12 protein-coding genes are annotated in these 14,755 nt (G+C 37.2%); 2 read left to right on the top strand and 10 right to left on the bottom strand.

The window, feature by feature from the left end; all coding sequences use genetic code 11:
• Window positions 1-154: 154 nt before the first annotated feature.
• On the top strand, window positions 155-1,435 hold the full coding sequence (locus AAT17_RS02320; RefSeq protein WP_060522785.1) for a M20 family metallopeptidase: 1,281 nt from the start codon (window positions 155-157) through the stop codon (window positions 1,433-1,435).
• 208 nt (window positions 1,436-1,643) lie between these two features.
• Here the strand turns inward: AAT17_RS02320 and AAT17_RS02325 are convergent, their stop codons facing one another.
• Entirely contained in the window at window positions 1,644-2,999 is a 1,356-nt protein-coding gene (locus AAT17_RS02325; protein ID WP_060522786.1) for a TrkH family potassium uptake protein, read from the bottom strand.
• A 105-nt stretch (window positions 3,000-3,104) separates the two neighbouring features.
• Here AAT17_RS02325 and AAT17_RS02330 point away from each other — a divergent pair, with 105 nt between their 5' ends.
• Complete coding sequence (locus tag AAT17_RS02330; protein WP_060522787.1) at window positions 3,105-4,208, top strand: outer membrane beta-barrel protein; 1,104 nt, start codon at window positions 3,105-3,107, stop codon at window positions 4,206-4,208.
• On the opposite strand, the gene AAT17_RS02335 is transcribed toward AAT17_RS02330, so the two are convergent.
• The 9 genes from AAT17_RS02335 to AAT17_RS02375 all read right to left on the bottom strand — a co-directional run bounded on the left by AAT17_RS02335 (window position 4,205) and on the right by AAT17_RS02375 (window position 14,711).
• Window positions 4,205-5,503 carry an NAD(P)/FAD-dependent oxidoreductase gene (locus AAT17_RS02335; RefSeq protein ID WP_060522788.1) on the bottom strand — a complete coding sequence of 433 codons (1,299 nt, stop codon included), beginning with the start codon at window positions 5,501-5,503 and terminating at the stop codon, window positions 4,205-4,207. The genes AAT17_RS02330 and AAT17_RS02335 overlap by 4 nt on opposite strands.
• A gap of 461 nt (window positions 5,504-5,964) precedes the next feature.
• On the bottom strand, window positions 5,965-7,431 hold the full coding sequence (locus tag AAT17_RS02340) for a hypothetical protein (RefSeq protein WP_157539213.1): 1,467 nt from the start codon (window positions 7,429-7,431) through the stop codon (window positions 5,965-5,967).
• A 6-nt stretch (window positions 7,432-7,437) separates the two neighbouring features.
• The gene (locus tag AAT17_RS02345; protein ID WP_060522790.1) at window positions 7,438-8,964 is read right to left on the bottom strand and encodes a CsgG/HfaB family protein; all 1,527 of its coding nucleotides are present in this window, start codon (window positions 8,962-8,964) and stop codon (window positions 7,438-7,440) included.
• A gap of 13 nt (window positions 8,965-8,977) precedes the next feature.
• Entirely contained in the window at window positions 8,978-9,406 is a 429-nt protein-coding gene (locus tag AAT17_RS02350) for a curli assembly protein CsgF (protein ID WP_235783964.1), read from the bottom strand.
• 18 nt (window positions 9,407-9,424) lie between these two features.
• Entirely contained in the window at window positions 9,425-10,159 is a 735-nt protein-coding gene (locus AAT17_RS02355; RefSeq protein WP_060522791.1) for a CsgE family curli-type amyloid fiber assembly protein, read from the bottom strand.
• A gap of 3 nt (window positions 10,160-10,162) precedes the next feature.
• A complete protein-coding gene (locus AAT17_RS02360) occupies window positions 10,163-10,666 on the bottom strand; it encodes a hypothetical protein (protein WP_060522792.1) in 504 nt (167 codons plus the stop codon).
• 56 nt (window positions 10,667-10,722) lie between these two features.
• Entirely contained in the window at window positions 10,723-11,991 is a 1,269-nt protein-coding gene (locus tag AAT17_RS02365; protein WP_060522793.1) for a hypothetical protein, read from the bottom strand.
• Window positions 11,992-12,055: 64 nt separating this feature from the next.
• Entirely contained in the window at window positions 12,056-13,333 is a 1,278-nt protein-coding gene (locus tag AAT17_RS02370; RefSeq protein WP_082586883.1) for a hypothetical protein, read from the bottom strand.
• 73 nt (window positions 13,334-13,406) lie between these two features.
• On the bottom strand, window positions 13,407-14,711 hold the full coding sequence (locus AAT17_RS02375) for a hypothetical protein (RefSeq protein WP_060522795.1): 1,305 nt from the start codon (window positions 14,709-14,711) through the stop codon (window positions 13,407-13,409).
• Between the last annotated feature and the right edge of the window lie 44 nt (window positions 14,712-14,755).

Below are 14,755 nucleotides of genomic sequence, written 5' to 3' on the forward strand. Positions count from 1 at the left end.
CTGTGAAGATAGAAAAAAACTAGTTTTTTAACTAATGTGTAGTGTTTGGTTTTTAGTGAATTTAATGTGGATGTTGTTTGACATGTGATGTATGTTGGATAAAAAAGTGCCAGCTATTTTACTACCTTTGAGTAACTACCTGAAATACCAGACCATGAAATACGTACTAACCTTATTGACAATAAGTGTGCTGTTGTCTTGCAAACCGACTGAAAACGATACAGAATTGTTGTTTGAGGATATGGCTACCGCTTCACAAGAAATGTTCAATGAACTGGTAGAAATACGTAGAGATTTACATCAATATCCTGAACTAGCTGGTAATGAAAAGCGAACCGCAACTCTTGTGGCTGATTACCTCAAGGAGTTACAACTAGAAGTTCATGAGAATATAGGTGGTTATGGCGTGGTTGGTATTTTAGATACGGGCAAGCCTGGTAAGAAAATAGCCTGGCGTGCCGACATTGACGCACTTGCGACCGAGTTTGAAGATGATCCAGTAGCTTTTGCGTCTAAAAATCCAGGTTTAAGACATATTTGTGGACACGATGTGCATACTACCATTGCTTTGGGAATTGCTAAAAATTTGAGCTTGCACAAAGAGCAATTAGTTGGAACGTATTATTTCGTTTTTCAACCTGCCGAAGAAACGATTACTGGAGCAAAGGCCATGCTAGAAGATGGCTTGCTAGAAGTAATTCAACCTGATAAGTTCTATGCCTTGCATATGACTCCGTTTCCTGTAGGTACAGTGGCCGTTAAACCCAATGAGATTTATGCCCATTACAAGAAAATCGTTTTGAGTTTACATACCCAAGATACTACCAAAATTACTGCGGCTACTTCCTACTTTAAGCAATTACAAAATGTGACTGACGAACGTTTTGGTACTGATAGTTCTTTTGAAGATGCTACTATTGGTATCGTAGGTAGTTCTAGTATTTATAAGAATTATACCTATTTAGAAAGTCCGGTGAAAGTGCAAAAACTTAAAGATAGCACCACTTTGAGCGCTTATATGAGTTTCAGTAACGCTGAAGAACTGGAACAAGGTCGTCAAAAGATGGATTCTATATTTAAGCATGGGGCTTTGCAAGATGTATATAAGTACCACCGCATCGAACCCGTTTCTTACGTGATTAAAAACCATCCCGCAACCACTAAAGAGGCCATGCAATTCCTGTCTAATCATTATGAGGATGCACTCACAGAGCTTTCTGGAAGTTTTCCTGGTGGACGTAGCGATGATTTTGCTTTGTTTCAAGAAGAAATTCCAGGAACTTATTTTTTTATGGGTGCTTCTAATTTGGAACAAAACATAATTGCCATGCCTCATACACCCATTTTTCAAGTTGACGAATCGGTTATTGAATATGGAGTGCGTTATTTCAGCACCTTACTAGCTGCTCGCGCCAATTATGAGAACATAAATTGATACAAAGCTACTAGCCTATCTTTTTAATGAGAACGTGAGTTTGACCATTTAAGATCGTAGCACCCGAACCATTAGTTACTATAAAATCGCAGCCTATACCGCCACAGAAGAAGTCTTAAAACATTGTTAAAAATCAATGCCTAATACACTGATTTACAGTTTATAGAGAATTATCAACCAGTTGTCGAAGAAGTTTGAAAGTAACTACTTACACTGCCAAATCATCCTCTAAAACTGCGACCTGTTTTTGATGCTTTTGTTTGGACCAAATCGCCAATCCAAAAGTGAGTACTCCTAGTCTACCAATAAACATTAATACAATAAGGATAGCTTTTCCCCAAGCCGTTAAATCACCAGTAATTCCCATACTAAGTCCGACAGTTCCCAATGCAGAGCTTACCTCAAACAGTATTTTTTCAAAAGAGAAATCTTCTGTAAAAGATAGCAATAAGGTAAATAGAAAGATGAGTGATGTATAAAATATAAAGGAAGAGGTAGCTATATACAATCGTTCAAAAGGTATTTTACGTCCCAAAAAGGTTATTTCTCTCGCTCCTTGTAGCCTGCTTTTCATAATAGCAAAAACAGCCGTAAGTGTGGTAATTTTCATTCCACCAGCAGTTCCTGATGGAGATGCTCCTACATACATCAAGAAGATAGTGACCAAAACAATAGGAAGAGAAAATATACCGTAGTCAACTGTGTTGAATCCTACTGTAGTCATGGCAGACATGGTTTGAAAGAAAGCCGCATAAATACGTTCAGATCCCATTAAAGCAGTAACACTAGGTTCTAAAAAATACATAAACATAAATCCTGTACTTAATAGGAAAGCAAAACCTATAAAAATGATTTTGGTAGTAAAGCTCAGTTTGTGAGTCTTGTCTTTTAGGTATAATACTAAATCGGTTACCACAATAAATCCTAATGATCCAGCGATCGCTAAAAACGAAATAATGAAGTTTATAAATCCGTCGTCAACGTATTCGGTAAAACCACTATTGAACAAACTAAATCCTGCTGTGCAAAAAGCACTTATACTGTGAAATATAGCGTTCCAAACTGCTTCCCAGAATGGCATCCCATCATGATAAAAGGCAATAAAAAACAAGATTGCTCCTATCAATTCCATAATCACGGTGAATAAAATTACCGATTTTAAGAAATCCTTGATGCGTATCGTAGTCGGTAATGTAAACTCACAGCTAAGTAATCTTTTATGCCAGTGTGTTATTTTTCTCGTCGTTGAGAGTAACATAAAAGTGGTGAATGTCAAATAACCTATACCACCTAATTGGAATAAGGACATTACCACAAATTGACCGAAAAAGTTATAAGAGTCAAATACACTTACAGTAACCAGACCTGTAGTAGAAACCGCACTGGTGGCTATAAATAGATTATCCAAAAAAGATACGTCCTGTTTTTGAAACCAAGGCAAACATAATAACAAACAACCTGTGATAATGTAGGTGAAAAAACCGTAAAATAAATTGCGCTGCGGACTTAGTCCTAACTTAAATCTTTGATATTTCTGATTTAAGGTTTTAAAAAAGTGGCCCATGATGGATTTTAATACTTGGCAAATTTCCTATTATATGCAGTAACTTTAAGTTAAATTCTTCCTATTTACCAAAATTATAAGTCCAAGGCTGTTGACTTTTGTATTATGAATTTATCGAATACACTATTCGTTCTTTTTTGTGTTTTTACTGGAATCTTTACCGGTACAAGCCAAGAAGAAACCACTGAAAAGAAACTTACTGTAGACTTTTACTTGGATACCTACTATGCCAATGTCCCAAACGGTAGCCATGATGGTTTTAGATCCTTTACGACCACGTCCAACAGGAATAATCAAATAGGCTTAAACATAGCGCAATTGGGTGCTCAGTATGAATCAAAGGACGTACGAGCTAGCCTTACACTGCATTATGGTGATATCGCAAAAGCAACCTGGTCCGATGACTTTAATGAAGTACAAACTGCAACAGTTGGCTTAAGGTTGTTCAAAACACTATGGCTGGATGCAGGTTTTTTTACTACCCATATAGGAACAGAAAGTTTTCTACCAAAAAACAATTGGACGGCTTCTACAGCTGTAGCTACGTTTAATGAACCCTTTTATCAAGCAGGAGCTAAACTTTCAAATCAATTCAATGAAAATTGGTATGCCGAATTATGGGTTTTGAATGGGTATAACCAATTTGTTGACGAGAATGACGAGCTCAGCGTTGGAGCATTACTTACCTATGCCTTTAATGACCGTACAAGCATCACTTATACCAATATTTTTGGACAAGAAGCTACCCTTGATGATCCTGTTTCTCGATATAGAACCTACCACAACGCCTATTTAAACACCCAATTTTCTGAAAGATGGTGGTTGACAGCTGGATTTGATATAGGTTCTCAAACCAATAGTGAATTAGAAACGGGAAAAACCGCTTGGATGTACAATGCTTTACTTACTGCAAAATTTCAACAAAATAACAAATGGAGTTATACAAGCCGAATAGAATTATTTAAAGATCAAAACGGATTCATATCGGGAATCGTTCCTTCTCAACTAACAGTGGATGAAGGATTATCGGTTTATGGAATAACGCTATCGACCGAGTACAAGCCTACCGAGTATTCGTTTTTAAGATTTGAAGCACGTAGATTGGCTAGTACCAACGATGCTCAAATATTTGAACAAAATACCTCAACTAGTAGGTATGAATTTATTATCAATCTAGGAATAGTTTGGGACCGCAGCTGGTTGTTTTAATTCTTAGGAGCCGCTTTGGATCGCTCTGGTTGTAAGATAAGACGTGCAGCACGATCAAAGTTGAAATAGTTATAAATCCAATTGAGAAAAACCACTACTCGATTTCTAACACCTACCAAAAAATAAAGGTGAACTGCCAACCATGTGAACCAGGCAGCAAAACCACCGATCGTAAAAGATCCTACATCGGCAACTGCTTTATTACGCCCTATGGTAGCCATGCTTCCTTTATCAAAGTATGAAAAAGGTTTAAGAGGTTTTTCCCTGAGTAGCCTTTTAAAGTTTTTGGCAAGATTTTTCCCTTGTTGTATAGCTGGCTGCGCAACTTGTGGATGACCTTTGGGATAGTCATCCGTTTCCATTAATGCGATATCACCAACAGCATAAATAAATTCGTAACCCATGATACGATTATATTCATCTACTCGATAACGTTGTGTTTTCTCATGAAAGGAATCTTCTTTAATACCAGGAATGTGATTTCCAATAACACCAGCACTCCAGATAAAGGTGGATGCTTCCAAATGAAGATCTGTATTTGTAGAGATGACATCATCTTCATAATTCTTAACCAAGGTATTCAAATGAATATTGACACCTAATTTTTCAAGATATTTTAAAGATTTCTTACTAGACGCCTCGCTCATACTAGACAATACCCTATCTGACCCATCGATGAGGTGAATTTCCATATTTTCAGGATTAATATCGGGATAATCCTTGGGAACTACTCCTTTTTTAAATTCGGCAAAAGCACCAGCAAGCTCTACTCCAGTAGGTCCAGCGCCAGAAATTACAATACGCATTAATTTCTTACGCTCCTTTTCACTAGCTGTAATGGTGGCCTTTTCAAAATTTTTGAGCATGGTACTACGTATGTTAAGCGATTCAACCACGCTTTTCATTCCCATACTAGCATTTTCTATTTGTTGATTATTGAAATAATTGGTCTTGGTACCTGTGGCAAGAATCAAGTAATCAAATTGTAATTTTCCAATATTAGTTTCAATTTCATTCTTTTTGGGAACAACCTGAGTAACCTGTGCCATTCTAAAAAAGAAATTCTCCTGATTGTCCGTAATTCCTCGTAATGGGAATGCAATACTATCAGGTTCTAAACCGCTAGTTGCGACCTGATACAATAAGGGTTGAAAGGTGTGGTAATTATTTTGATCTATAAGTACCACTTGAAGTTGGAGCTTTGTTAGCTTTCGCGAAAGCGTAACACCACCAAAACCACCACCTACTATAATGACTCTAGGGTGATTGCTTTGAGGAATATTAAATGCATTCATAGCATAAAGATACTCGCAGCCGAAATTATAAATGATGACATTAACATGTAATTAAGGTTGATTGAAAATTAAAAATCACTGAATAATTTAACCTTAACACATTTTTTAAATTCGAATTACAAATTACATCGATGAAATACACTATTTATTGAACAAATGCTAAATATTATGTAATTAATCCAATAAATAAACCTTTCATCTGTATATTTGTGTCGTCTAAAACATAACGGTTTATAGATATTTAGAATGAAAGATGCCTGATGAAGAGTTTCCCTATACTCTTCTCAGGCATTATTTTTTTTATATATTATCCCTAGGGAATAGCCGTTTAAAAATAGTGAAGTTGCGTAAGTATCCTATTCAGATATCCTATAAACTATCTTGCTCAGGGACAGTTTAAACGACATTGTTACGCACAATGTACAGGATAAACGACAGCTATTCCCATTTTTGAGATAATGTTATTTCCAGTCTGGCATCATTGCATTTGTAAATTCATCTTCACGTGTATCAGGCACTAATATGGCAAGTGTTTGTACTTTACCTGGTGTGATACCATCGTTGTCTTGATTATACACAATTATGGAAGCCTCAGTCGGTGAAAAACGAACGTCCAAATCATTGGTCCCTGGATCCTTATTAAAGCTCACATTAACCTCATTCATGGTATTGAAATTATAGACGTAAGCATTAACATCTAGCCTGCGATACTGCTGGTTTTCAAATCCACTAGCGTCACGTGTGTATAAAATTTGAGAATTATCGGCACTTAGATCAATACCACCTACAGCTCCAGTCACTCCAGTTAAAACCACATCGAGCACATTACCTACGGTATCAATAGTATAAATCTCGCAGTTATAGCCGGATAAATTATTAGTCTTTACCGCTAGAATACCGTTGTTAAAATCAACTTCGGTAATTAGATTACCGGTCGTTTGATGTACTTGTGTTAATCCTGTTCCATCTAATTGAATGCTGTACAATCGATCTTGTACAGGATAATAAATCAAGGAACCATCATCTGACCAAGTGATGTCTATTTCATCAGGATTAAATCCTGAAACTGGTATTTGACTTGTTATTTGTTGCTGGTTATTGCCGTCTGGATCCATGGTAAATACGTGGATTTGAGCACCCACATTTCGTAAAAAAGCTATCTTATTTGCGGTACGATTGATTCGTGGTCTCCAAGAATTAGTGGTGGCATCAGTAAGCGCTATTTCTACTCCATCGCCATCGGCACTAAAAATTTGATTGTTAGAACCTGATTTTCTTACGAAATGGAATCTGTTTAATGGAAAGTCTGCTGTTGAAAAAGTAAATACCTGACTGTTTACAGGTGTATTGATTTCATCATTTGCAATTACTTGCCAAAAATAGGTAGTATTAAATGCTACTTGCACGTCTAGTGTTTCCTCGGTAATATCTTCAAAAGTTTCTACCGTATTATCCCTGCTGTTTCTAAGTAAAACTGTAAATTTTAATTCATCCTCATCAGGATCGACGGAACTCCATTCTAGGGTAAGTTCAAAAGGTTGATCAACGGCATTATCCACCGGAGCAACCAATGAAGGTGTAGCTGGTGGTTGATTGTTTGCTGTTGAAGGTTTAAGTTCATAAACAAGTTCTACGGTTTCTCCCGTAAAGACATCGGCGCTTTCAAATGATGCTAAGAAATCATCCTTTTGGGCCTGTACAGCATATTGTCCTTCTTCAACCTCTATTTCAAAATTCCCATCTACGTCGGTAAATACGACATTGGTTTGTGGATTTGTTGATATTTTTACATTTTCAAGAGGTAAAAAAGTGATATCCTCTACTACCCTACCTTTAATAATCCCTTTACCATTAATCTCGATAGTATCTTCACTACAACCCATCAACATGAGTAGCAGTCCTAGCAGAATGTATGTTGTGTATTTCATGATTGTTTAGTTTGAGTTAGTAGATCCGTTTGAATTATCATCTTGTTGAGCAGGACGAGAAAGCGCATCTAATTCTTTAGCTTTTTTCAAACTTTCTCTCAATTGCTTGCGCTCACTACGTTTTTGACGGCGTCTAGCTTTACGTTGTTGTTTAGTAAGATTGTTTTGTTTCGCTTGATTATCTCCTAGATAAAAATTGAGACCTATTCCTACTCTGTAATAATTATCATCTCGTTTTCCTGCCACGGTTCCATCGAGCTCGTCGGTAAATGTCATGTTATATTCACCAAAAGCTTGAATTCCAAAACTAGGAGTTAAGGCATATTCAAAGCCTGCTCCTACTTGTAGTTTAGGTTCAAAATTTGAAATTCCATTTACAGCCAAAACTCCTGCTCCACCATAAACATGTGGAGTAAAAGATTCAAAAGGTAGTAAGGTAACTTCGGCATTTAAATCGGCCGTGTGAAATTGTTCATTAAACAAGCCCTCGTTGTTTAATCGCAACTGACTAAGATTTCCACGCACACCTAGGTATGGGTTAAAGTTATATTTAAGACCTACATTAAAATGGTGCTCATAATCGGCATTGGGTAAATCACCTTGCATGTAAGTTCCACCAGCGCCCAAATCAATTCTTAATTTACTACGGCGTTGTAATAGATCACGTTGATACACATCAGTACGCTCTGCCACTTCTTTCTCTTTATTGTACTTACGAACCATGGCTGTAGCAACTTCTTGACCACCAGCAGGCGACCATAGGTTTACAGTTATACCTTCAATAATCAAAGATTCTACTGCCTTTTCAATGGCTTCTTTAATAGCAAGCTGTCCTGGTTCATTTCTAGTAAAACCAGTTTCTGCCTCTAGCAATCTTTGAAAACTCACATATCTAAAAAGACTAGCATCAACTGCTTGTGAGAAAATAGTTTTTGAAACATATACGGTTTTTAATATTTCACCACTTTTAGTTGAAACTGCTCTCAAATAAACAGTTACTCGATCCTGGCGGTATTTTGTTGAACCACCTGCACCAAAGTATCTAGCTCCTGCGCCACCGGTGAGAACATTTGTGTCATACGATACAATACCACCTTCAATTAAGATACCAGCATATAATAAAGGATCCAAATCCTTCATTTGAGTGTTACTTTGCTTGGCATAAGAGCGACGAGTATCTAGTATCAAATTACGTTCTGTAATTAGATTGGTAAGATTTTCTCTCTCGATAGGTCTAAACCATCCAGAATCTTCAAGAGCTTTAATTAGGATAGTTGTTCCTCCTTGAGTAACAGCGTTACTAAAGGTACTTCCTACCTCACTCAATTTAAATTGTCCTGTTTGGTCTTCAAATTTATATACTCCTACAACTGCTGGTATGATAGGTGGTGGAAGATTACGCAAGCGATCAGTAACTTTTGTAGTCTCACCTATTCTAGCGTCTTGAGTATCTAAAGGCTGGTTAAAGTAGGCACCACATCCCTGCAAAACAATACAGGCCAGTAGTATCACTACTAGTTTAAAAAGTCTCATAATAAAGGTTGGTTTATTGAGGAACGACTACCTGAGTCTGATCACCTGTAGTTGTATCTAAAATATTTATTACCAATCCTTCTAAAGATTCCAAGACTTCCACTTCAAGATTTCCAAAACTGAAGGTACCTGGTTCTAGATCCTGACTGCTGTCAAATTGTAAGTTTAATAAACTACGAGACAACGAACTTAAAAGTTGTCTATTCAAACCTTGAGCAAAAGCATCTAATGCAGACTCATCTTCTGCAAGGGCTGCTTCATTGGGATCAGTAAATTTATTTTGTAATTCGGCACTTTGAACCAACCATTGATAATTAAAAGTATCTCCACCAAAGGCTGGATTAATAGGTCGGTACACTAATTGTTGAGCTTGGGAATCTGTTGTTGAGCTTAACAGAATAACCATAAACAACGTGAGCATTGTTGTAATCGATTTGAGCATGATTTTGGTTTTTAGTTATTAATATTCTCGAGTTTCTTTTTCTTTCATTTTTTGTAGCTCGATATATACTAGTTGTAGCATACGTGAGGCCATATATTCAATGTATTTTTTCTGTGGGCTGAGTACAAAGGGCTCTAACTTGGTAAAGCCTACTTGTATTTGAATTTGTGAAGTACGTCCCTGACCAAACACTTCCCTGACAACGACGATTTTATCACTATTGACATTGTATTTTTTATATAATCGGAAGAATTCAATATAAAAATCCTTACCTGGTTTTGTTCTTGTTTTATTAGTTACTATTCCCCTAAACCCTAAATATTCATCGTCATTTCGATATTGGTTTGCTGTTACCAATTGTGTAGTATAAGGCGCTATAGTTTCTATTTTTTTACCTATTAATTGATCCAATTGATCATAAATAAGTACCATTATTTTTATTTCTTCTGGAATGTTAATTCCTACCTGTGTAGTACCTAAAAGGGCTTTAATACCAGCCTTGACCACACCATTACCTTTTTGTTCATTTTTACTAGAATTATTTAAACTGTCTTTAGTAAAAACAGTAAACTTATAGCTGATACCTGTATCAACTTGAGTTTTGTTTACAGCAAGTGCTTTAATCACAATATTTTCAGCTTGTTGCTCCAGCACAATTTCTGCTGCCATTGTTCTGTTGTAAAGAGATTCTTGTGCGCTAGTAAAAGCACCTATTAAACAAACCAATGCTATTAAATATTTAAATCTCTTCATTGATTAATAATGAAGTACATATACGGTACTTCCTACTCCTTGCTGGTTTACTCTCACTCTCTCAGTCACACTATTGTTTCCTACACTAATTGTAGTATTGTAATTTCCTTCTTGATTTACGTTGGCCACATTGAGTAAATTACCTTGAGTACTGTAGTTATAGTATTGATTTCCTATTCCATTTTGATTTACATTTTGTCTAACAACAAGAGAATTGATTCTCAAATCAGTTAGATTGTAAGATCCTGATTGAGTAATATTAACCTCAGCATTATTTGATGCTACATTGGTAAGTGCCAAGTTGTTTACACCTACTTGCGCGATAAATACCGAATTATTTTGAGTTGTATTACCTCTTGCAGCGTTTTGTTGTGTTGTAGTGGTAGCTACATTAAGCTGCGCATTTTCTGTCTGTAAATTTCCTCCATTAACTAGATTTTGATCATCCACGTATGTTTGCGCTTTCGCGAAAGCGGAAAACAGAAGAACTATTAGTAAATATTTCATATCTCTTATTTTATTAAAAGAAGCCGGAGTTGTGATTTCTCCAGCTTCTTGGGTTTTTAAAATTGGTGTGCTCTTGTAGCAGCTGCTCTTCTTGAGTATCCTGCTAGAGAAACATTTGCATTACGTTGTATAACAACAGCACTGTTTGAACCAGCATTTGGTGTTACACTTCCTTGATTTTGTTGAATCACACTTGTATGACCGTTACCTACTTGATCTACAGAGGCAAAGTTGTTACTTGCTTGTTGTTGTATCAAGGAGTTGTTATGTAAACCACGCTGTAAACTTATCGCCTCGTTCATACCATTTTGACCACCGTTTTGAGTAATAATTGAGGTATTGTGAGAAAGATATTGTTCCTGATAAGCATGATTATTTGATCCATTTTGTGTTGCACTAGCAAGATTATGAGTTCCTGCTTGATATTGTTCTATGTAATTAGAATCACCTGTCAAAGAACTTGCATTCTGTGAGGCTATTGCTGTATTTGATTTGCCCCATTGCTCTTGGAATACTGTGTTGTCATTACCATACTGGGTAATATACGCCTCGTTGTCATCACCAGCTTGTAACTGTTGTGCGACATTTCCTTGAGCTGCAGTTGTTGAATCACCTTGATCGATTTGAGCGTAATTCCCATTGTTATTTGGAAAGAAGATAAATCCTCTTTGTTTTTGAATCGCCTCGTTATCGTCGCCATATTGTGATACAATAGCTGTATGACCTGCACTTTGATTAGGATTTGCAATTTGTTCTGTATAAGAACGGTTACCTATTCCGGCACTTCCTACATTATGCTGTGTTATTTGCGCACGACTGTTGTCAAAACGCTGTTGAACCTGTACATAATTCTGTGAACCATTTTGGTTTACTAGAGTTAGGTTATTTTGTGCTTGTTGAGGAATAGTTGCGCCTTGTTGTACAAGAACTTTATTGTTATCTCCTACTTGAGTACCAAAGTTTTCATTCATATCGCCTTGCTGAATTAGCGTGTACTGGTTACCAGCTCCATTTTGTTTAATGTCAGAATAATTCTGTTCACCACTGGTTCCTGGTTGTACATTTCCCCATTGTAAAACAGAAACTGTGTTGCGATTTGTCACACTAGTTCCCGTTTGTTCAATAAAAGATGCATTTGCTGTACCTTGCTGGGCTACAACGGCATCACTACCTACTTGCTTTTGATCAATGGAAGAATAATTTCCACCTTGCGAAGCATTGTTTGTAGGATAACCTTGCTGTCCAGGAGAAACAACCTGTTGTGGATTTTGGGCCACAAGAATGCTTACCTGAAGGAAAAACGCTATACCTATTAAGAGTTTCATTGGGTTATAATTGAATGAAAATAATCTCGTTCTAGTGTTACTAGAACGAGATTATTAATGATTATTAGAATCTAGCTCTAGTTGCACCAGCTCTTTGTACTTGAGGAGCTAGTGATACATTAGCATTTCTTTGGATAACAGTAGCACTGTTGTATCCATGTCCATTAGGAGATGAGTTAGAAGTAAGATTTTGATTAATTACACTCATTTGTCCGTCTCCAGTTTGATCTGCAAAAGCTGTGTTACCACGAGCTTGTTGCTTAATTCTACTGTCGTTTAATGTACCATCTTGGATAGATAATGCTACATTACCGTCATTTGGGTTTACTCCACCTCTTTGTTCAATCGTAGAGTAGTTCATAAGACCATATTGCTCCTGGTACGCTTCGTTGTTAGCTCCATTCTGCTTTGATCTTGCTTCATTATCGGTACCGTCTTGGTACTGCTCAGCATATAGGTTACTTCCTGTAGGTGGGTTATCTGCCTGAGATGCAACCGCTTTATTTCCAGATCCTAATTGTTCCTGGAATAATGTATTATTTGCTCCTAATTGAGATGCATATGCTTGGTTAAGATCTCCTGACTGTTTTTGTTGAGCAAATGCATTTGTAGCTGAGTATGCAGCACTACCTTGCATAGACTCTGCATAGTTACCACCACCAGACGCAGGGCTACCGCTATCTTGCATTTGAACTAACTTATTATCATCACCCCATTGCTCACCAATAGCTGTGTGACCAGCGCTAGCATTAGGATTTGCAGTTTGAAGTTGGTAAGATTGGTTACGGATTCCAGCAGTTTGATCATTACGTTGCTTAATTGTCGCCACGTTATTGTCATAATATTGCTCAATTTCTGCGCTGTTTTCTTTACCATCTTGATCAGAAATAGCAATGTTGTGCTCTGCATGCTGTGCACTGTTTGCACCTTGCTTAACCATTACAGTGTTATCAAAACCAGCTTGGGTACCAAAGTTTTGATTTTCATCACCTTGTTGTAAAGCAGTAAAATCATTACCTGCACCATTTTGAGTTATATCAGAATAATTCAAATGACCGGAAATGGATGGTTGTACATTACCCCATTGCTTCACATAAACTTCATTTTTATTAATCTGGTCAGATCCAGTTTGATCAATAAAAGAAGCATTTGCAGTTCCTTGTTGCTCTACCAAGGCATTACTACCCACAGCCTTTTGATTGATATTAGAGTAGTTTCCACCTACTGTGGCTGTCGCGGTAGGCGAGCTCTGCTGAGTAGGAACTTGTACCATAGAAGGTGTTTGAGCAAAAGCTGCACCTGCTATTAACATTGCCCCAGCAGTTAAGAATAAATTTTTCATAGTTTATAGATTTAGAATATTGAAAACATCTAGCCCATTTTAATTATAGACTAGATGTTTGTATATGGTTTTATTAGAATCTAGCTCTAGTTGCGTTAGCTCTCTGAATTTGTGGAGTTAATGCTACGTTTGCATCTCTTTGAATAACCGTTGCACTGTTGTACCCAGCACCTGCCTGAGCAGTAGTACCATTACCTGCTGGGTAGTTTTGATTAACAATACTCATTTGTCCGTGACCAGTTTGATCTACAGTAGCCATGTTACCAGAAGTCTTTTGGTTGATTTCAGACTGGTGGTTCATACCTTCCTGAATAGATAAAGCAACGTTACCAACTATTTGACCTTGACGCTGAGTTAATACAGCACTGTTATTTGTACCGTACTGTTCTTGGAAAGACTGGTTGTTACTACCATTTTGATCTGCACTAGCTCTGTTACCAGTACCTTCTTGATATTGCTCTAATAAATTGTCGCCTCCACTAGTTGGACTAGTATTTTGCTTAGCTACAGCTACGTTTGCAGAACCATTTTGCTCTTGGAAAGACTCGTCATTTACACCAAATTGGTTAGAGTATGCCTCATTATTATCTCCAGACTGTAATTGTTGAGCAAAAGCGTTCACTGCTCCAGCAGTTGCGTCACCTTGATAAGCCTCAGCACGATTAGCTCCACCACTAGCAGGACTACCACTATCTTGCATTTGAACTAATTTGTTGTCATCACCCCATTGCTCACCAATTGCTATGTGTCCAGCAGTTTGGTTAGGGTTAGCTGTTTGTAATTGGTAAGATTGGTTTTCTACACCAGCTACTTGATCATTGCGTTGTGTGATAGAAGCCATATTGTTATCATAATATTGCTCGATTTCTGCACTGTTGTCTTTACCATCTTGATCAGAAAGAGCAACATTATCTTGTGCTTGTTGAGCAGCATTAGCTCCTTGTTTTACCATCACGGTATTATCTAGACCTACTTGCGATCCAAAGTTCATATTGGTATCACCTTGTTGTAAAGCTGTGAAGTCGTTTCCTGCACCATCTTGGGTGATTTCAGAGTGGTTTTGATAACCTGAAATAGATGGTTGAACATTACCCCATTGTTTAACGTAAACGTTATTTTTATTACCAACATCAGATCCTGTTTGGTCTATGTATGAAGCATTAGCAGTACCTTGCTGTTCTACTAAAGCGTTACTACCTACAGCTTTTTGATTGATATTAGAATAGTTTCCTCCTACTGTTGCTCCAAGAGTTGGAGATACTTGTGGAGTAGGCACTGCAATCGCAGAAGGAGTCGTTGCTGGTACCGTCGCTGGTGTTTGTGCAAATGCAACGCTAGCGATAAGCATAGCTCCTGCACTTAATAATATATTTTTCATGGTTTTGATATTTAGAATTTAGAATTAAAATCCAGCACCAGACA

This window comes from Nonlabens sp. MIC269, assembly GCF_001430865.1.
Lineage (GTDB): Bacteria > Bacteroidota > Bacteroidia > Flavobacteriales > Flavobacteriaceae > Nonlabens > Nonlabens tegetincola.